Annotated in this window: 18 protein-coding genes; 5 read left to right on the top strand and 13 right to left on the bottom strand. The window is 64.3% G+C overall.

Translation table 11 applies throughout. From position 1 onward, the window contains the following. Window positions 1-6 precede the first annotated feature (6 nt). From QN397_RS10770 to QN397_RS10735, 8 genes are all read right to left on the bottom strand, one after another. Complete coding sequence (locus QN397_RS10770) at window positions 7-1,632, bottom strand: gamma-glutamyltransferase family protein (RefSeq protein WP_323500857.1); 1,626 nt, start codon at window positions 1,630-1,632, stop codon at window positions 7-9. Window positions 1,633-1,637: 5 nt separating this feature from the next. Further along, the gene (locus QN397_RS10765; RefSeq protein WP_323497665.1) at window positions 1,638-2,609 is read right to left on the bottom strand and encodes a tripartite tricarboxylate transporter substrate binding protein; all 972 of its coding nucleotides are present in this window, start codon (window positions 2,607-2,609) and stop codon (window positions 1,638-1,640) included. A 61-nt stretch (window positions 2,610-2,670) separates the two neighbouring features. Next, entirely contained in the window at window positions 2,671-4,182 is a 1,512-nt protein-coding gene (locus QN397_RS10760; RefSeq protein ID WP_323497666.1) for a tripartite tricarboxylate transporter permease, read from the bottom strand. A 12-nt stretch (window positions 4,183-4,194) separates the two neighbouring features. After that, window positions 4,195-4,683 (bottom strand): tripartite tricarboxylate transporter TctB family protein, encoded by a 489-nt coding sequence (locus QN397_RS10755; protein ID WP_323497667.1) that lies wholly within the window; start codon window positions 4,681-4,683, stop codon window positions 4,195-4,197. Window positions 4,684-4,788: 105 nt separating this feature from the next. Continuing rightward, complete coding sequence (locus QN397_RS10750; RefSeq protein ID WP_323497668.1) at window positions 4,789-6,615, bottom strand: GspE/PulE family protein; 1,827 nt, start codon at window positions 6,613-6,615, stop codon at window positions 4,789-4,791. A 3-nt stretch (window positions 6,616-6,618) separates the two neighbouring features. After that, window positions 6,619-7,371: a spermidine synthase gene (locus tag QN397_RS10745; protein WP_323497669.1), complete on the bottom strand. Its 753-nt coding sequence runs from the start codon at window positions 7,369-7,371 to the stop codon at window positions 6,619-6,621. A gap of 111 nt (window positions 7,372-7,482) precedes the next feature. Beyond that, entirely contained in the window at window positions 7,483-7,860 is a 378-nt protein-coding gene (locus tag QN397_RS10740; protein ID WP_323497671.1) for a hypothetical protein, read from the bottom strand. A gap of 125 nt (window positions 7,861-7,985) precedes the next feature. Beyond that, window positions 7,986-8,858, bottom strand: a complete 873-nt coding sequence (locus tag QN397_RS10735; RefSeq protein ID WP_323497672.1) for a TatD family hydrolase — start codon at window positions 8,856-8,858, stop codon at window positions 7,986-7,988. Between the two features lie 88 nt (window positions 8,859-8,946). On the opposite strand from QN397_RS10735, the gene QN397_RS10730 reads away from it, so the two are divergent. The 5 genes from QN397_RS10730 to QN397_RS10710 are packed head-to-tail and all read left to right on the top strand — an operon-like array spanning window position 8,947 to window position 13,825. Next, entirely contained in the window at window positions 8,947-9,948 is a 1,002-nt protein-coding gene (locus QN397_RS10730) for a S1C family serine protease (protein ID WP_323497673.1), read from the top strand. Between the two features lie 37 nt (window positions 9,949-9,985). After that, window positions 9,986-11,002 (top strand): MoxR family ATPase, encoded by a 1,017-nt coding sequence (locus QN397_RS10725; protein ID WP_323497674.1) that lies wholly within the window; start codon window positions 9,986-9,988, stop codon window positions 11,000-11,002. Beyond that, on the top strand, window positions 10,983-11,993 hold the full coding sequence (locus QN397_RS10720; protein WP_416352195.1) for a DUF58 domain-containing protein: 1,011 nt from the start codon (window positions 10,983-10,985) through the stop codon (window positions 11,991-11,993). The genes QN397_RS10725 and QN397_RS10720 overlap by 20 nt, the downstream gene beginning before the upstream one ends. Before the next feature lie 5 nt (window positions 11,994-11,998). Then, entirely contained in the window at window positions 11,999-13,039 is a 1,041-nt protein-coding gene (locus QN397_RS10715) for a VWA domain-containing protein (RefSeq protein ID WP_323497675.1), read from the top strand. 27 nt (window positions 13,040-13,066) lie between these two features. Continuing rightward, window positions 13,067-13,825: an SDR family NAD(P)-dependent oxidoreductase gene (locus QN397_RS10710; RefSeq protein WP_323497676.1), complete on the top strand. Its 759-nt coding sequence runs from the start codon at window positions 13,067-13,069 to the stop codon at window positions 13,823-13,825. 12 nt (window positions 13,826-13,837) lie between these two features. Here the strand turns inward: QN397_RS10710 and QN397_RS10705 are convergent, their stop codons facing one another. Genes QN397_RS10705 through QN397_RS10685 form a run of 5 tightly spaced genes read right to left on the bottom strand, consistent with a single transcriptional unit; the run spans window position 13,838 to window position 19,574 of the window. Beyond that, on the bottom strand, window positions 13,838-15,325 hold the full coding sequence (locus QN397_RS10705) for a D-aminoacylase (RefSeq protein ID WP_323497677.1): 1,488 nt from the start codon (window positions 15,323-15,325) through the stop codon (window positions 13,838-13,840). After that, complete coding sequence (locus QN397_RS10700; protein ID WP_323497678.1) at window positions 15,318-16,217, bottom strand: MurR/RpiR family transcriptional regulator; 900 nt, start codon at window positions 16,215-16,217, stop codon at window positions 15,318-15,320. Before QN397_RS10700 ends, QN397_RS10705 begins: the two co-directional genes overlap by 8 nt. A gap of 14 nt (window positions 16,218-16,231) precedes the next feature. Continuing rightward, entirely contained in the window at window positions 16,232-17,530 is a 1,299-nt protein-coding gene (locus QN397_RS10695; protein WP_323497679.1) for an amino acid deaminase, read from the bottom strand. Beyond that, complete coding sequence (locus QN397_RS10690) at window positions 17,527-18,510, bottom strand: ABC transporter ATP-binding protein (RefSeq protein ID WP_323497680.1); 984 nt, start codon at window positions 18,508-18,510, stop codon at window positions 17,527-17,529. The genes QN397_RS10695 and QN397_RS10690 overlap by 4 nt, the downstream gene beginning before the upstream one ends. A gap of 8 nt (window positions 18,511-18,518) precedes the next feature. Further along, a complete protein-coding gene (locus tag QN397_RS10685) occupies window positions 18,519-19,574 on the bottom strand; it encodes an ABC transporter ATP-binding protein (RefSeq protein ID WP_323500856.1) in 1,056 nt (351 codons plus the stop codon). Between the last annotated feature and the right edge of the window lie 107 nt (window positions 19,575-19,681).

The raw sequence follows: 19,681 nt of genomic DNA, 5'->3' as shown, positions 1-19,681 counted from the left end.
AGGCGATCAGAATCCTGCGGCCACGCCGTCGCGTCGCGCATCGCTGGCCGCCACGTAACCCTCGACGGCCGGATTGCCCTTTTCTTCACCGACGCGCCAGATGAACTGCCCGGCACCGAAGTCCTGGTACGAGTCGTTGATGACTTCCATGCGATGGCCGAGCGCGCCGAGCCCTTCGATCGTCTTCGGGTTCATCGCCGACTCGACGTTGATCTCGAGTCCCGCGTTGAAACGCCAGCGTGGCGCATCGCAGGCGGCCTGCGGGTTCTGCTTGTAGTCGAGCATGCGCACGAGAGTCTGCATATGCCCTTGCGGCTGCATGTTGCCGCCCATCACGCCGAAGCTCATGACCGGCTGCCCACCCTTGGTAAGAAAAGCCGGAATGATGGTGTGGAAAGGCCGCTTGCCGGGTGCCACGACATTGGCACTTGCCGGGTCGAGGTTGAAGCCGTGTCCGCGGTTCTGCAGGCTGATGCCGAACTCAGGCTCGACGCAGCCCGACCCGAAGCCCATGTAGTTGCTCTGGATGAAGCTCACCATCATCCCGCTCTCGTCCGCCGCGGTGAGGTAGATGGTGCCGCCCTTGACAGGGTTGCCGACGCCGAAGTTCTGCGCTTTTTTCACGTCGATCAGTTTGGCACGCGAGGCCAGGTAGTCGTCATCGAGCATTTGCAGGTGGGTCACCGCCATCGCCGATGACTCGGCCACGTGGTGGTACACGTCGGCAAAGGCCAGCTTCATCGCCTCGATCTGAAGATGTTGCGACGCCACCGAGTCGACCGGCATCGAGGCGATGTCGAACTTCTCGAGGATGCCAAGCGCGATCAACGCTGCGATGCCTTGGCCATTGGGCGGGATCTCGTGCAACGTGTAACCGCGGTAGTCGCGCGAGATCGGTTCGACCCATTCGGGCTTCCAATTGGCGAGGTCGCTGGCTTTCAGGCTGCCGCCGTTGGCGGTCGAAAACTTCTCGATCGCCGCGGCAATCTCACCGCGATAGAACGATTCGCCCTTGCTGGCCGCGATCGACTTGAACGCGCGTGCGGCCGCGGCAAACCTGAAGAGTTCTCCGACTTCGGGCGCGCGGCCCCATGGCAAGAAGCCTTGTGCAAAGCCCGGCTGCGATTGCAAGAGCGACGTCGCGGCCTCCCACTTTTGCTGTACCACCGGGGGCACCAGATAGCCGCGCTCGGCCGTCTCGATGGCGGGCGCCATCAGGTCGGCGAACGGCAGCTTGCCGAAGCGCTCGCTCAGCGCGACCCAACTCGCGACCGCGCCGGGTACCGTCACCGAATCCATGCCGCGCTGTGGCGGCGTGCGGGCGTCGGCACCGTACTTGCGCTTGAAGTAGTCGGGCGTCCAGGCTTGCGGCGCGCAACCCGATGCATTGAGTCCATGCAGCTTCTTGCCGTCCCACAGGATGCAGAACGAATCGCTGCCCAGGCCGTTGCTTACCGGCTCGACCAAGGTCATCACGGCGGCGGCCGCTACCGCCGCGTCTACTGCGTTGCCGCCCTGTTGCAGGATGCGCAGCCCGGCCTGCGCCGCGAGCGGGTGCGAGGTCGACACCACGTTGCGCGCGAAGACAGGAATGCGCGTGGACGTATAGGGATTGCCGTAGTCGAATTTCATGGAGCTCAGTCGTTTTTGATGTTGCGGTCGGTGATGATCTTTTTCCACTTGGCCGCGTCGGCGGCGACCATGCTGGCCAGCTCCTGCGGGGTGCTGGTGGTCGGCTCGATGCCGAGGCGCGACAGCTTGGCGCGCACCTCCGGGTCGGCCAGCGCCTCGTTGGCGGCAGTGTTGATGCGCGTGACCAGATTCGCCGGCAGCGCCTTCGGCCCATACAGGCCAAACCAGGTGTTCGACTCGAAGCCCGGCAGCACTTCGGCGATGGGTTGCAAATCCGGTGCCAACGGACTGCGCTTGAGCGTCGTCACGCCCAGCGCGCGCAACCGGCCGTCGCGCACGTGCGGCATGCCGGTCGGCAATGAATCGAAAAGCACGTCGATCTTGCCGCTGATCAGGTCGGGGATGGCCAGCGCCGTGCCCTTGTACGGAATGTGCGTCACGAAGATGCCGGCCTGCGACTTGAACAGTTCCGCCGTCAACTGCACGATGGTGCCGTTGCCGCTCGATGCGTAGTTGAGCTTGCCGGGGTTCTTCTTGGCGTAGTCGATCCACTCGCGCACCGTCTTGGCGGGTGCGTCGTTGGGCACCAGCATCACGCTCGGCGCGTCGCCGACATGCGCGATCGGCGTGAAGTCGCGCACCGTGTCGTACGGCAGTTTGACGGTCATGGCCGGGCCGATCGAGTGCGTGCTGGTGGTGGCGAGCAGCAGCGTGTAGCCGTCCGGCGTCGCCTTGGACGCGATGTCGGACCCGATCGCGCCGCCGGCACCGGGCCGGTTCTCGACCACCAGCGTGGCGCCGAGCTTTTCGCCCATCTTCTGCGACAACGTGCGTGCGAAAAGATCGGTGGCGCCGCCGGCCGGGAACGGCACTACGAGGCGGATCGGCTTGGTGGGATAGGTCTGCGCCCAGGCGCCGCCGAAGGTGAATACCCCGGCCATGGCGAGCGACGCTCGAAGAAAGTGGTTGCGCTGCATGCCGTCGATTAAAGCAAAACGGCACCCCAAGGTGCCGCTCGCTTGTTTCGATGCGCTGTGCCTACTCTTCGACGAACGCCTCTTCGCGCTTGTTCTTGACTGCCGGCAACAGCACGATCACCAGCAGCAGCAACGCAGCCGCCAGCAGGCCCGCCGAGATCGGCCGCGACACGAAAACGCTCCAGTCGCCACGCGACAACAAGAGCGCGCGCCGCAGGTTCTCTTCCATCATCGGCCCCAGGATGAAGCCGAGCAGCAGCGGCGCAGGCTCGCACCCCAGCTTGTAGAACAGGTAGCCGATGAAGCCGAAGATACCCACCAGCCAGATGTCGAAGGTGTTGTTGTTGGTCGAGTAAACGCCGATCGCGCAGAACAGCACGATGGACGGAAACAGGTACTTGTACGGCACCGACAGCAGCTTGATCCACATGCCGATAAGCGGCAGGTTCAGGATCACCAGCATCGCGTTGCCGATCCACATCGATGCGATCAGGCCCCAGAACAGTTCAGGGTTGCTGGTCATGACCTGCGGACCCGGCTGGATGTTGTGGATGGTCATGGCGCCGACCATCAACGCCATCACCGCGTTGGGCGGAATGCCGAGCGTCAAGAGCGGGATGAACGACGTTTGCGCACCGGCGTTGTTGGCCGATTCGGGTGCGGCCACGCCACGGATGTTGCCCTTGCCGAAAGGCACTTCGCCCGGGCGCAACTTGGTCTTCTTCTCGATGGTGTAGGCCGCGAACGAGGCCAGCAAAGCACCGCCTCCGGGCAGGATGCCGAGGGCAGAACCGAGCGCTGTGCCGCGCAGGATTGCCGGGACCATGTTGCGGAAGTCTTCCTTGGTCGGGAACAGGCCGGTCACCTTGGCGGTGAACACTTCGCGGTCTTCATCGGGCTGCGACAGGTTGGCGATGATTTCGCCGTAACCGAACACGCCCATGGCGATGGCGACGAAGCCGATGCCGTCGGTGAGTTCGGGAATGTCGAAGCTGTAGCGCGCGACGCCCGAGTTGACGTCGGTGCCGACCAGGCCCATCAAGAGGCCCAGCACGATCATCGCGATCGCCTTCAACAGCGAACCCGAGGCCAGCACCACGGCACCGATCAGGCCCAGGATCATCAGCGAGAAGTATTCGGCCGGGCCGAACTTGAAGGCCAGTTCGGTCAGCGGCGGTGCGAAGGCGGCAAGGATCAAGGTACCGACGCAGCCCGCGAAGAACGAGCCCAGGCCAGCCGCAGCGAGCGCAGGTCCGGCTCGCCCTCGTCGCGCCATTTGATAGCCGTCGATGACAGTCACCACCGAGGACGATTCTCCCGGCAGGTTCACCAGAATGGCAGTCGTCGAGCCACCGTATTGCGCGCCGTAGTAGATGCCGGCCAGCATGATGAGTGCCGACACCGGTGGCAGCGCATAGGTCGCAGGCAGCAGCATCGCGATGGTCGCGACCGGGCCAATGCCGGGCAGCACGCCGATGAGCGTGCCCAGAATGCAGCCGATCAGGCAGTACAGCAGGTTCGTGAAGGTGAACGCGACGCCGAAGCCGATCGAGAGGTTATGAATCAGGTCCATGTGTGTGCTCCCTTAACCCGTGATGAAGGTGGGCCACACCTGAATTTGCAGCTTGAGCGCCAGGATGAATGCGACATAGCTGCCCGCAGCCAGCACCGTGGCGAGAACGATCACCTTGACCAGGTTGAACTCGTTGCCCGCCAGGCTCGAGATGAGCGTGAGCGCGTAGATGGCGACGATGAGACCCATGGCCGGCAAGCCGATGCTGGGCAAGCCGCCGAGCAGCACGCCAAAAGCAAAGTTGGCCAGCAGGATGAAGACCACCTGCTTCCACGCCCACCTGCCGATCTTTTCGCCATCGGAGGTCTCAACTGTGAGCGCGGTGAAGATGATGACGAGCCCGATAGCTGACATCACGACGCCCAGCATCAGCGGAAAGTAACCCGGCCCCATCCGGGCACCACTGCCCACGTTGTAGGTCGTCGCGCCCCAGGCGAACGCGATCCCGGTGATGGCGAACATCAGTCCCGAGAAAAAGTCTTTCTGACTTTTAATTTTCATGAACCCGTCTCCTCGACATATTTCGAACCACGCGATTGTGTGGTCAGGCAGAGGTCAGGACGATGTGGATTCCACCTAATGCAAGCCTAGGGATAACCCCGTAGCTCAGTCGAGCGGCGGGGTGGCGCTCAGCACTTCTTCGATGGTGGTGAGGCCTTCAGCCACGCGCAGAGCGCCGGCAAGCCGAAGAGGTCGCATGCCGTCGGTAACGGCTTGACGCTTCAAGGCGCCGAGGTTCGGCTCCTTGTTGACCTGCGCCTTGAAAGCCTCGCTGATGCTGAGCAATTCATAGAGGCCCATGCGCCCCATGTAGCCGGTCATGCGGCAGTCGACGCAACCGATCGGCTTGTACGCGCTGACCGAACCGGTGATCTGCCAGGGCTTGACGAACTCGGCGAGTTTCTCGCGCGTAATCGATGCGTCGGGCAGCTTGCAGTGCGTGCACAGCGTACGCACCAGCCGCTGCGCCAGCACACCAAGCATCACTGCGTTGATGAGGTACGACGGCACACCCAGCTCCATTAGCCGCGTGATGGCGCTCGGTGCGTCGTTGGTGTGCAGCGTGCTGAAAACCAGGTGGCCGGTGAGTGCCGACTGCACCGCCATTTCGGCCGTGGCCAGGTCGCGAATTTCGCCGACCATGATGATGTCCGGATCCTGCCGCATCAGGGCGCGCAGGCCTTCGGTAAATCCGAAGTCGAGTTGCGGCTGCACCTGCGTCTGGTTGAACGAAGGCTCGATCATTTCGATCGGGTCTTCGATGGTGCTCACGTTGACCTGCTCGGTCGCGACGCGCTTCAAGGTGGAATAGAGCGTGGTCGTCTTGCCGGAACCGGTAGGGCCGGTCACCAGGATGATGCCGTGCGGCCGTGTCACGAGCTGCTCCCAGCGCTTGGCGTCGTGCTGCGCGAAGCCGAGCGCATCCAGATCTTTCACCGCGGTGTCGGGGTCGAAGATCCGCATCACCATCTTCTCGCCGAAGGCGGTCGGCAAAGTCGACAGACGCATTTCGACTTCGTCGCCGCGCATGTTCCGGGTCTTGATGCGGCCGTCGAGCGGGCGCCGCTTTTCGACCACGTCCATGCGGCCGAGCAGCTTGATGCGCGCGACCATCGCGTTCATGACACCCATCGGCATCTGGTACGCCGGGTGCAGCACGCCGTCGATGCGAAAGCGGATCACGCCCTGTTCCCGCCGTGGCTCCAGATGGATGTCGCTGGCACGCTGGTCGAAGGCGTATTGCCAGAGCCAGTCGACCACCTGCACCACGCTTTGGTCGTTGGCGTCGAGCTGCTTGTTGCTCTTGCCGAGCTCGACCAGCTGCTCGAAGCTCGCGCCGCCCGTGTTGCCGCCCGCTTTTTGCGCAGCCTTGACCGACTTGGCGAGGGCGAAAAATTCGGCCGTGTAACGCTGGATGTCGGTCGGATTGGCCACTACGCGGCGCACCGATCGGCGCGCCTGCCGCTCGACTTCGGAAACCCAGTCGGTCAGAAAAGGCTCGGCTGTGGCAATGACGACTTCGCTCGGCGTCACCTGAATGGGCAGTACCTTGTGGCGTTCGGCATAGGCCGCGCTCATGGTGTCGGCGACCTTGCCCACGTCGACCTTCAACGGATCGATGCGGAGGTAGGCCAGGCCTGCGCGACCGGCCAGCCACTGCGTCAGCATTTCCAGATCGAGCGGCTTGCCGTCTTTCTCGCGCGTCATCGCAACGTTGGCAAGCCGCACCAACGGCGCCTGCCGGCTTTCAGCCTGGGCGCAGCGGGCGATGGTGCGCTTGGCTTCTTCGGGCGAGATAACGCCGTCGCGTGCCAGCCATTCAACGAGATGCCGCAGATCGAGCGGCCCTTCGTATCGGGTCAGCGCCTTTGCGGCCGCGGTGCCGGGGGGAATCGCAGCGGCGGGTTGAACGGAGCGGGGAGCGGCACTCATGAATCAGGTCTGAGGTTTGAAGACCCGCAGCCACTTGGGTGCAGGCAGACCCCATCGAGTCTGTATGGTTTGCGCCCGGTCGGCAAGCGCGGCGCGCTTGGGTTCACTGGCCGTGCGCTGGGCCAGCACCACGGTGTTGCCTTCGCGGGTCGGCTTGTAGGCCCACACCGCGCCGACACCGAACGCCGCACTGATCTTTTCCAGACTTTTCTCATAGCTCGACGAGCGACCGAACAGGTTGACCGTCATGCAGCCGTCCTCGGTCAGCAGAGCGCGGCAGTCCGCATAGAAGTCTTCGCTGTCGAGTACCGGCGCGGCGGCCTCGTGGTCGTACAAATCGACCTGCAACGCATCGACGGTGCCATGCCATTTCGGCTTCTTGATTTCGACCGCGGCATCGGCGATGACGATTTGCAGCTTGGCGTCGTCGGCCGGCAACTTGAACCAGCCACGGCAGGCGGCCACGACTTGTGGATTGAGTTCGACGGCAGTGGTTCGCATGCGCAATGTCTTGCGGCTGAACTTGGTCAGCGTCGCGGCGCCGAGCCCGAGCTGCATCGCATGTCTGCTGGCCACGCTCGTGGGCTCGACGAACAACAGCCAGGCCATCATGCGCTGCACATATTCAAGCTCAATCTCAAAAGGAGCATCGATCTTCATCGACCCCTGGACCCACTCCGTGCCCAGGTGCAGGTAGCGCACGTCGCCCCAATCGGAAAAATTGACTTCAGGGAGGGACATCGTTTTAGTGGCCATGCGGGTGCGGATGATGCCATCCGAACGACAAAAAACCCGCCACGGCGGGTTTTTCGTTAAGTCGAACCAAGCGGCCGATCGGCAATCGATCAGCCGACGATCAGTTCAGGTTCACTGCTTCTTGGCAGCTGCATTCTCTGCGGTGCCGGGAATCTTTTCACCGATCTTGGCGCCTGCGGCACGCATGCCGTTGGCGGTGCTGTGGCCTGCGTCTTCGACGACGTTAGCGCCCTTCTTGGCGACGCGCTTGGTCGCGTGGTAAGCCTTCTTGGTGCCGCGCTTGGTCGCGTTGTAGGCCTTCTTGGTGCCGCTCTTGGTCGCGTCGACAGCGTCCTTGGTGGCTTCCTTGGCGCGCTCGGTCACCGTCGGTGCGGGAGCCACGGCTGGTGCCGTAGCAGGAGCGGGCGTCTGCGCTTGAGCCGACAGGCCGATCGATGCAAAGGCAAGGGCGAGCACGGCCGGGACGGTGCGAATGAAAGATGCGTTCATGAAGAATCTCCTTGAAAGTTGAAGTGACGAACTTGTCACTGTGTGGATCTAACGAACCACGGTGCTTCAAGGATGACACCAAAGAACTTGACGTTGAAGACAAGCTTCGAAGTCGGGGCGTTTGCCTACGCGGCCTCGTGGTTCCGAACCGACAAGTCGATCAGCGAATTGATCAGAGGGCCCAGCTTGGGAAGTGATGCGATGGCGTTTCGGGTTGTCGCCTCCGCCAATGCATCTATCGACATGCCGCGCAGGCTCGCCACCACTTCGGCGATGCGCGGCAGTTCACCGGGCTCATTGCGAGCCTGCGGCGAGCCGTCCTGACGCTGCTCTGCGGTTCGATAGAGCCAGTGCGGCTGAATGTCCGGCGAATCTGTTTCCATGACCAGCGCGTCGAGCGGCAGGCTGGCGGCAAGGCGCCGCAACTGGAGGGCCCGCTCGAAGGTCACAGCGCCGCCAAAGCCCAGCTTGAGCCCGAGCGAGATACAAGCGTTCGCCTGCTGTTCGCTGCCATTGAAAGCGTGCGCGATGCCCTGCCACGGGCGCCCGGCAGCGACTTGGCGCAGATGCTTGAGCACCTTGTCGACCGAACGTCGCACATGGATAACCACCGGCAAATCGTACTTTCGGGCCAGCACCAGCTGGGCATGAAAGAAATGCTGCTGTCGTTCGTCGTCCAGACCCTCGACGAAGTAATCGAGCCCGATCTCACCCACAGCGACCAGGCGAGGGTCGTCGATGCGGGCCGCAAGCTCGGCGTCCAGCAAGTCGAGATCATCGTCCTTCGCGTCGCCGGTGCAGAGGGGATGGATGCCCAGCGCATAGGCGTCACCCTGCGCGTGGGCCAGGTCGCGCACGGTCGCGAAGTTGAACGCCGCCACCGCCGGAATAACACACAGCCGTACGTTTTTGGCGGCTGCGCGAGCGCGCACTGCCGGCTCATCGATCCCGAATTCAGCTGCATCCAGATGGCAATGGGTATCAATGAAAAGAGCCATCGGCCGATGATGCCCGAACGAATGCAAGGCGGCACAAAGCGTGCTACCGTCATTGCACTAGCGTCTTCTTTTAACCGGAGGTGCCTCCATGCGCAGGCCAGGTTTGTACAGCCGATCTCCCCGAACCCCATCGCAGTCCGCGGCCGGCTCGGCCCCGGAAAACACTGAGGGCGACGCTGGGGCCACGGCTGCCGCCAACGCCCGGACTGGGGCCCTTGGTGGCGTCAAGTCGGCAGGCACGGGGTCTGGCAGAAAAGGCTTCGCCGTCCTGCTCGCTCTCTGCGTTGCAATGGCCGCCGGCGGCGGTTACTACTGGCCGCACCAGGGCAATCGCGCCCTCACCCAAAAAGACATCGACGCAGCAGTGCTGCGCTCGTTGCAAACCGCCGTTCTGCCGTCCCCTGCCGCCAAGGCAGCCGACATCATCCGACCCTCCGTGGTGCGAGTCGTGAGCTACGGTCCGGAAAAGAAAACGCCCGAGGCCACCACTGAAAAGCGCGGCCGAAACATGGCGAAGGGCAAAGCGCCCGAAGCCGATGCGGAGGGCGACAACGAACGCGGCGTCGGTACCGGTGTGGTGATCGTCGACAAGGGCGTGATCCTGACCAACCTGCACGTGGTGGCAGGCGCCACCAGGATCAAGGTCACCTTTTTCGACGGGCTCGAGTCGATCGCCACCGTCACTGGCGTGCAGCCCGAAAACGACCTGGCCGTGCTGCAGGCGCAAAAGATTCCGGACGATCTCGCCGCGGCAACGATGCGCTCCACGGCCGACCTGCAACCAGGCGACCAGGTGGCTGCGGTGGGCTTCCCGTTCGGCATCGGCCCTTCGGTGTCGGCCGGCGTGGTGTCGGGTTTGAAGCGATCTTTTCGCTCGCCTGAAGGCAAGCAGGAACTCGGTAACCTGATCCAGTTCGACGCAGCGGCCAATCCCGGCAACTCGGGGGGTCCGCTCGTCAATATGCAGGGAGAGGTGCTGGGCATCGTCACCGCCATCCTGAACCCGACGCAGGCCCGCACCTTCATCGGCATCGCCTTCGCGATCCCGATAGAAAACGCGGCGGCGGCGGCGGGCATGCCGCCGTTCTGACCCCCTTCGAACGTCCTTCGGAAACCAGCGAAATCCCATGAGCACTGAAAACCCGTCGTTCTCTCCCTCACCCGCCACCGCCGAGCTGATGGAGCAGATCCTCTACCAGGTGAAGCGCGTAGTCGTCGGTCAAGACCGCTTTCTGGAACGCGTCATGGTTGCGATCCTGGCCGGCGGCCATCTGCTCGTCGAGGGTGTGCCGGGCCTGGCCAAGACGCTCACCATCAAGACGCTGGCCGAAACCGTGCAGGGCCAGTTCAAGCGCATCCAGTTCACGCCCGACCTGGTGCCGGCCGACCTGGTCGGCACGCGCATCTACAACCAGAAGACCGGCGACTTCAGCACCTCGCTCGGCCCGGTCTTCGCCAACCTGTTGCTGGCCGATGAAATCAACCGCGCCCCCGCCAAGGTGCAGAGCGCGCTCCTCGAAGTGATGCAGGAACGGCAGGTGACCATCGCCGGCGAGACGCACAAGGTGCCGCGCCCGTTTCTGGTCATGGCCACGCAGAACCCGATCGAAACCGAAGGCACCTATCCGCTGCCGGAAGCGCAGGTCGACCGATTCATGATGAAGGTGCTGGTCGATTACCCCACCGATGAGGAAGAGTTCGTCATCGTGCAGCGCGTGATCGGCCCACCGGTCGAAGTGACCGCGGTTGCCACAACCGATCAATTGGCGCAATTGCAGGCCGAAGCGCGGCGCGTGTATGTCGACCCGTCGCTGATTCAATATGCAGTGAAGCTCGTATCGGCCACGCGCACACCCGAAAAGCACGGCCTGAAAGACATGCGCCGGTTCATCACCTTCGGCGCCAGCCCGCGCGCCAGCATCAACCTGACCGAAGGCGCGCGCGCGCTGGCGCTGCTGCGTGGCCGCACCTATGCGCTGCCCGAAGACATGACCGCGCTGGTGCCGGACGTGCTGCGGCATCGGGTCACGCTGTCCTACGAAGGCCTGTCGGAAGGGCTCACGCCCGACAGCCTCATCGACAAGATCATGAGAGCCGTGCCCGCCCCTGCAAAACCGCTAGAGCATGAAAAGCTGGTGGCGTAGAACGCCCCCCTCGCCTGCAACGTCGCCCATCCAGGAGCGACCGCCGGAGCTTGCCGCCAACGATGCGTCGCCCGCGATGGGCGTGGATCGCGTGTTGCGACGACTTGAGTGGACGGTCATCCGCCGGCTCGATGGTCTGCTCCAAGGTGACTACCGCACGCTGATGCGCGGCACCGGGCTCGACCTCGCCGACCTGCGCGAATACCAGTTGCACGACGATGTGCGGCACATCGACTGGAACGTGACCGCGCGGCTGCAATCGCCGCACGTTCGCGTCTTCACCGAAGACCGCGAAATGTCGGCCTGGTTCGTGCTCGACCTGAGCCGGTCAGTCGACTTCGGTTCGGGTCTGAAGGCAAAGCGCGAGATCTCGACCGGCTTCGTCGGCGTGCTCGCGCGGCTGCTCACGCGGCACGGCAACCGCGTCGGCGCACTGGTCTATGGCAACGACCTCGAAGCGGTGATTCCGCCACGCAGTGGCCGCCGCCACGTGCTGCATCTGCTGCATGCGATGGAGCGCCGGGCCGAGGCGCTGCCGCTGCAAAAGGGCATGACACGGCTGTCCGACATGCTGAAGTCGGCCGCCAACCTGATGCCGCGCCGCTCGACCGTTTTCGTGGTGTCGGACTTCCTGAGCGAGCCCGGGTGGGAGAAGCCGCTGGGCCAGCTGGTGCAGCGCCATGAAGTGATCGCCGTGCGCTTGTACGACCCGCTCGAACTCGAACTGCCCGACTTGGGACTGGTGCCGTTGCGCGATGCCGAAACCGGCGAACAGCTGTGGGTCGACACACACGACAAGGGTTTCCGCAAACGCTTCGCGCGCATCGCGGCCGAACGCGAAGCGACTTTGCGCGCATCTTTGGCCAAGGCCGGCGTCGACGCGCTCGAACTCTCGACCGATGACGACCTGGTCGAAGCCATCGTGCGCTTCGCCGACCTGCGCAAGCGCAAGGTGCGCTCGGGTGCGGGCAGCATCAAGGCCTTCGCATGACCCCCATGAACTTTCTGTGGCCTCAATTCCTGTGGTTGCTTCTGGCGCTGCCGTTGCTGATCGTCTTGTACTTGTGGCTGATGCGCCGCAAGAAAAAGCTGGCGATGCGCTATGCAAGCCTGTCGATCGTGCGCGAGGCGATGGGCGTCGGGCAGAGCTTCCGGCGTCATATTCCGCCACTTCTGTTTCTGCTCGCCATCGCTGCGATGCTCATCGCCGCATCGCGTCCCACTGCCGTGGTGCTGCTGCCATCCAACAACCAAACCATCATTTTGGCGATGGACGTGTCCGGCAGCATGCGCGCCGCCGACGTGCTGCCGAGTCGCATCGTGGCCGCGCAGGAAGCTGCCAAGGGCTTTTTGAAAGACCTGCCGCGCAGCGTCAAGGTCGGCATCGTCGCCTTTGCCGGCAGCGCGCAAGTGGCGCAGCTGCCGACCACCAACCGCGAAGATCTCTACACCGCCATCGATGCGTTCCAACTGCAGCGCGGCACCGCCACCGGCAACGGCATCATGATGTCGCTCGCCACGCTGTTCCCCGATGCCGGCATCGACATCGACAAGGTCAACGCGCCGAGCCGCCAGCGCGGCGTGCCGATCGAACAGGCTGGCAAGGCAGCGCCCAAGGAGTTCGTGCCGGTCGCGCCCGGCTCGTACACCTCCGCTGCCATCATCATGCTGACCGACGGCCAGCGCACCACCGGTGTCGACCCGCTCGATGCCGCCAAGATCGCAGCCGACCGCGGGGTGCGCGTCTACACGGTCGGCGTCGGTACGGTCGACGGCGAAACGATTGGCTTCGAAGGCTGGTCGATGCGCGTGCGACTCGACGAAGAAACGCTCAAGGCTGTCGCCCAAAAGACCAACGCCGACTATTTTTACGCAGGCACGGCGGGCGACCTGAAGAAGGTCTACGACACGCTCAGCTCGCGCCTCACCGTGGAGAAAAAGGAAACCGAGATCTCAGCCCTCTTCGCGCTGGCCGCTGCGCTGCTGGCCGTGGTTTCTGCGGGCCTTTCGATCTTCTGGTTCAACCGTATCCTCTAGCTTTCAAGAAGCAATGGAGACATGCGGATGTTCGATTTAACAGGCAAGGTCGCGCTCGTCACGGGCGGCAATGGCGGCATCGGGCTCGGTATGGCCAAGGGCCTTGCGCAAGCCGGTGCACGCGTCGTGATCGCGGCGCGCAATGCCGAGAAATCAGCCGCTGCCGTCGAGGCGTTGATCGCGCTGGGCAGCGACAGCTTCGCGCTCGCCGCCGACGTCACCGATGAAGCTTCGGTGCAGTCGCTTTTCGATCAGCTTGCCCAGCGTTGCGGCAGGCTCGACATCCTCGTCAACAACGCCGGCATGACAGTGCGCAAGTCGGTCGACCAGCTCACGCTCGCCGAGTGGAACCAGGTGATGGACACCAACCTCACCAGCGCGTTCTTGTGCAGCCGTGCGGCGCATCCGCTCATGAAGGCAGCGGGCGGCGGCAAGATCATCAACATCGGTTCGATGATGTCGATCTTTGGCGCGCCGTATGCACCGGCGTACGGGGCGAGCAAAGGAGGCATCGTGCAGCTGACCAAGGCGACCGCCATGTCGTGGGCTGCAGATGGCATTCAGGTGAACGCCATCCTGCCGGGCTGGATTCAGACCGCTTTGACCGATGGCGCGCGTGCGCAGGTCGCAGGCTTGAGCGAGCGTGTGGTCGCACGTGCGCCGGCGGCGCGTTGGGGGCAGCCGGAAGACCTCGCGGGGACTGCGGTGTTCCTCGCGAGCGCGGCGTCGGACTTCGTGACAGGCACGGCGATTCCGGTCGACGGTGGGTACTCGATCGCGAGCTGACCCTGCAGGCGGCTATCGCGCAGCACGCGTCAGCATGCGCCCGGCACGCGCGAGCACTTCGGGCTTGCCTTGATTGCCGTCATTGCGAAAAGCCAGCACCCCATTCACGAACACCCGTTCGATCCCCACGCTGATGCTTTTCGGCTTGTCGTAGGTCGCGGTGTCGGCAATGGTCGCCGGATCGAAAACGACCACGTCGGCCATGGCACCGACACGCAGTTGGCCGCGGTCGGCGATGCGCATGTTGCGCGCCGTCATGCCGGTCATCTTGTGCACCGCCTGCTCCAGCGTGATGAGCTTGCGCTCGCGCCAGTAGCGCGCAAAAACGCGCGGGAACGCACCCCACAAACGCGGGTGCGGATGACGGTCGTGCGGCAAGCCGTCGCTGCCGATCATGGTCCGCGGATGCGCGATCACGCGCTCGACATCGGCCTCCTGCATCTGGAAGTAGCACGCGCCGCCGGGCTGCAGGCGGCGGCACGCTTCTTTCTGATCGACGCCCCACTCTTTCGCCACATCTGCGAGCAGGCGACCGGTCACTTCAGGGTGCGTGTCCGACCACGTCAACAGCACGTCGATGACGCCGTCGACCAGGTCTTCGCGCAGCACGGTCGAGCCGGCCACGTAGGGGTAGACGTCGAGGGCGATGTCTTGGCGGCCAGCCAGCGCATCGATCAGCGGCAGTGTCTCCAGCGTGCGGCCCCAGTTGGCCGGGCCGGCACACTTGTGATGCGAGATGACGAGCGGCACGCCGGCTTCGAAAGCCGTGTCGCCGGCCTCGTGCATCGCCTCGACGATCGCCTGCATTTCGCTGCGCAAATGCGTGGCGTAGACGCCGCCATGCCGCGCCACGACGCGGGCCAGCGACGTGACTTCTTCGGCCGGCGCCGCGAAGGCTTCTTCGTAGAACAGACCGGACGACAAGCCATGCGCTCCCGCTTGCATGCAGGCATCGAGCAGCGCACCCATGTGCGCCAGTTCATTGGGGGTCGCGGCCTTGTCGAGCGACTGCATGGCTGCGAAACGCAAGGTGGTGTGGCCGACCAGCGCGGCGACATTGAGAGCGGGTTGAGCGGCATCGACGGCGGCGCGGTAATCGTCCATGGTCGCGTGCAGGAACGAATCGGCGCCCAGCAACGTGAGCGGCGGTTTTGCTTGCGCGGTTCGATACGGCGCCAGCGAAATGCCGCAGTTGCCGGTGACCACCGTCGTGATGCCTTGCGACACTTTGGGCAGGCACGCAGGGTCGCGCAACACAATGGCGTCGTCGTGCGTGTGCACGTCGATAAAGCCCGGCGCGATCACCTTGCCGCGGCAGTCGATCACATCGACCTCGGCAACGTAGATGCCAGCCGGCAAGCGATGCCGAAGCCCTTCGCCCATGGCCACGATGCGGTCGCCCTGCAACAGCACATCTCCCGGCCAGCCCGGGCCGCCGGTGCCGTCGACGACCAAGCCATCCTGAAGAAGGGTGAGGCCCGTCGCAGCTGATTCAGCCATGCTTCAACCCCCCGCCGTCCCAGCTTTGCAGCGGATGCGTGGCCGCGTCGATGCCGTGCCGTTGAAAGGCTTCGCGTGCGCGCTGCAGCCGTTGCACCGCCGGCTCGCCTCGGCGCTGCGCGACGAGTACCGTGAGTATCTCGATGACCGTCAGATGCGCCAGGTACGCATCGATGCCGACATGCATCACCGCGTCGTCGGGCACCGACATACCGAGCAAAAAGTCGGCGCGCTCGGCCAGCGCCGTGCCGGGTCGCGTCAGCGCCACCACCTTGGCGCCCTGGCCGCGTGCGATGTCGACTGCATCGAGCAGCGACGGCATGCCGCCGACATGCGAAATCGCGATGACCACGCCGCCCGGCCGCTGCGCAGCACCTGCGACCTGTTGCAAGTGATAGTCGGCCCATGCATTGGCGGAAATGCCGAGGCGAAACAGCCGCGCCTGCAGGTCGTTGACCATGAACCACGAGGTCGCGCCCGCACCGTACAAATCAACGTGCGGCGCCGCCGCGATGGCGGCGACCGCACCTTCGAGCACCACCATGTCGAGCTGGCTGCGCACCCCTGAAACCGAGGCCGCCGCGCTGCGAGAAATCTTCGCAACCACGTCGTCGGCCGCGTCTTCGATGTTGACGCGGCGATGCAGTGGCGAGCCGCCCAGCGCCAGCTCTTGTGCCAGCGCCAGCTTGAATTCGCGCAGCCCGGCAAAGCCGAGATCGCGGCAGGTGCGCATGATGGTCGGCACCGAACTGCGCGAGCGCTCGGCCAGCAGCTCGAAGCTTTCACCGAGCACGCGGTCGGGGTCTTCCAGGATCATGTCGAGGATCGCGCGTCGCGTTGTCGGCGCGCTCACGCGGATCTCGGCGATACGTCGCAGCAGGGACAAAGTCATTGCGCTTGCCATGCTCAAAAGTTGATCGACACCGCATCGCTCACGCGGTAGTCGTCCTCCACGATCGGCATCCAGTGCCATTTGTCGAACGTCGTGCATGGATGAGAGATACCGAAGCCGATGCGCTCGCCGACGACCGGCGCCAGTGCATCGTCGGCTGCGGTCCAGCGCAGGTAGCCGTGCTGGTCGTTCAACGCGCTGATGTGCCAGCTGGCCGGTACCGTCGATGTGGCCTGCGCGCCAAGCAACGCACGCGCGATGGGTGTCGGCATCGACAGGTCGAACGACACATCGCGCTTGCCCATCGCGACGATGGCGAGGCGTGGTTCGGGGCACGACTGCACAGTGGTCCACACCTCCATCGCCGGGCGAAGGCTGTCGCCGCAGTCGCAACCGAGACGGGCATCGATCGACACCTGAAAGCGCTGGTAGGTGCCGTGGTCGTGCGTGACGTAGCAGCCCGAGCGCAGCAGGCCGCGCACCGGCATGCCGAGCGCCGGCTTGAGTCGTGCGGCAACGAGGTCGTAGATGGCGGAGCCGCCGGCCGACACCAGCACTTCGTCGGTCTCGAAGAGTCCGTGCGTTTCGCAGTGGCGTGCGACCGCTTCGACGCGGCCCATGATCGTGTCGGTGTACGCGGTGTCTGGGCCCGTCTCGCCGGTGGCGCCCTGCCCTTCGTAGCATTCGATGCCGACCAGTTTCACGGCCGGGCTTGCCTTGCAACGCTCGGCCAGCGTGGTGGCCTGCTCGTGCGTGCGGCATCCGGTGCGGCCACCGTCGACACCGATCTCGATCATCAGCTCGAAGGGCAGATGCTCCTGATGTGCGTGCGACCAAGCTTCGATGAGATCGAGTTGCGCCACCGAGTCGAGCAGGAACACGATCCGCAGCCCTTCGTGGGTGCGCAACAGCTGTTGAATGCCGCCGAGGTCTTCGTCGCTCACCACCTGGTTCGCGATGAGCGTGCGCCGCGCGCCCGCCGCGACGCCGACGGCCAGTTGCGTGACGGTTGCAAAGGTCATGCCCCAGGCACCGGCATCGAGCTGGCGCTGAAACAACTGCGGCGACATCGTCGTCTTGCCATGCGGCGCCAGATCGACGCCCCACTCGCGCACACGGGCCTGCATCCAGGCAAGGTTGTGCTCCAGCGCTTCGCGTTTCAGGACAGCCAGCGGCAGCGGCAGATCGCCGGCGAGCACGTTCCATTGCGCAGCGCCGATGTCGCTGCGCAGCAGCGGTGGCTGCGTGCGCGGGTAGCCCTTGAAGCCGCTGTGTAGCAACGGGTCGAGCAGGTCGTTGTTCGATGAATTCATGTCGTCAGTCTCGAATCGATTGCGCCCAGCAGATCCTTGCGGATGCAGGCAGAAAAATGACCGGGCGCCAGCTCTTCCAGCGGCGGTACGGTTTGCGCACACGCTTCGATAGCCTGTGGGCAACGGGTGCGAAACACGCAGCCCGAAGGCGGCGCGATCGGACTCGGAATATCGCCCTTCAACGCCACATGCTCGCTCGGCTGCAGCGGATCGGGCTTCGGGCTCGCAGCCAGCAGCGCTTGGGTGTACGGATGAAATGGTCGCTCGAACAGTTCGGTGGTCGTCGCCACTTCCATCACCTTGCCGAGGTAGAGCACCACCACGCGGTCGCACAGGTACTCGACCACATCGAGGTCGTGCGAAATGAAGAGCATGGTGAGCGACAGGCGCTCACGCAGGTCGGCCAGCAGGTTAATGACCTGCGCCTGGATCGACACGTCCAGCGCCGACAACGGCTCGTCGGCGACGATGAACTCAGGCTCGACCGCTAGCGCACGCGCCACGCCGATGCGCTGCCGCTGGCCGCCCGAAAATTCGTGCGGAAACCGGCTGGCATGTTCAGCGCGGAGGCCCACCGTTTCAAGCAGCTCGGCGATGCGCTTGTCGCGCGCAGCGGCACCTTTGTGCAGCCCATGCGTGGCAAGCGCTTCGCCGAGGATTGCGCTGATACGCATCTTCGGATTCAGGCTCGCATACGGATCCTGAAAAATGATCTGCAGCTTGCTTCGCAGGCGGCGCATGTCACCTCCCGACAGCTTGCCGACGTCCTGGCCGCGGTACAGCACCTCGCCATCGGTACGCTCCACCAGTCGCAACAAGGTGCGACCGATGGTGCTTTTTCCCGAGCCGGATTCACCGACGAGACCCAGTGTTTCGCCTTGCTTGATGGCGAACGAAACATCGTCGACGGCGCGCACCGGACGCGCGCCGGTGCCGAAGTATTTCTTGAGGTTGCGCACCTCGATGAGAGGCTCTTCCATGATCGCGCTCATGCCGCCCCCAGCTCGGAAACTTCGGTTGCAGCCCCAGTCAAATCGACGTGCTCCAGCACACGGATGCAACGCGCCTCGCGGTCAGCCTGCGTGCTGATCAATGGCGGCATCGCGGCGCGGCAAGCGTCGATCGCCAGGTCGCAACGCGGCTCGAAAGCGCAACCCGGCGGCGGTGCCAACGGGCTCGACACCTGCCCGCGAATCGCGAACAAGCGCTTGGGTCGCGGCTGTCCGGCGCGCGCTGCCTTGCCCGGCAAGCAGGCCAGCACTCCTTGCGTGTACGGATGCTCCGGCGCAGCGAACATCGGCCGCACCGGCGCATGCTCGACCACCCGGCCGGCATACATCACGACCACATCGTCCGCATGGTGCGCGACCACGCCGAGGTTGTGCGTGATGAACAGAATGCTCATGCCGGTTTCCGCCTGCAGCCGTCGCATCAGCGCGAGGATCTGAGCCTGGATGGTCACGTCGAGTGCGGTGGTCGGCTCATCGGCGATCAGCAATGTCGGGTCGCACGCCATCGCCAGCGCGATCATCACGCGCTGCCGCATGCCGCCCGACAGTTGATGCGGGTACTCGTACAGCCGCTGCGATGCAGCCGGAATCTCGACCAGTTCGAGCATGCGCAATGCGTGGGCCAGCGCCGCTTTGCGGTCGAGGCCCTTGTGCAACCGAACGCTTTCTGCGATCTGCTCGCCGATGGTGAACACCGGGTTGAGGCTGGTCATCGGCTCCTGAAAAATCATCGACAGCTCGTTGCCGCGGAGGCGTCGCATATCGGTCTCTGGGAGCTTCAGCAAGTCGACGGTACGGCCGTCGCGTGTCGCAAATGCTGTTTCTCCGGCGACCTGTGCGTTGGCGGTCTTGGGGAGCAGGCGCATGAGGGTGAGGCTGGTGACCGACTTGCCTGAACCCGACTCGCCAACCAATGCAGTGGTCTTGCCGGGTTGGATCGAGAAGCGGACGTCGGCCACCGAGCGAACCAGGCCGTCTTCAGTGGGAAAGCTGGTGCTGAGGTTCTTGACTGTGAGGCGGGGAGCGGTGGTCATGTCAGGTGCTCCAGTTATGGTTTCGGAAGCATTCGTCGATTCGCGCCGAGGGAGTACGCCGTCGGTGCGATCCCGTTTCCCCCTGAACAATGTTGTTTGCAGACGGC

It is taken from the genome of Variovorax sp. RTB1 (assembly GCF_035018765.1).
Classification (GTDB): domain Bacteria; phylum Pseudomonadota; class Gammaproteobacteria; order Burkholderiales; family Burkholderiaceae_C; genus Variovorax.
Note: the sequence above shows the minus strand (reverse complement) of the source record. Positions and strands in the feature narration are given on the sequence as shown.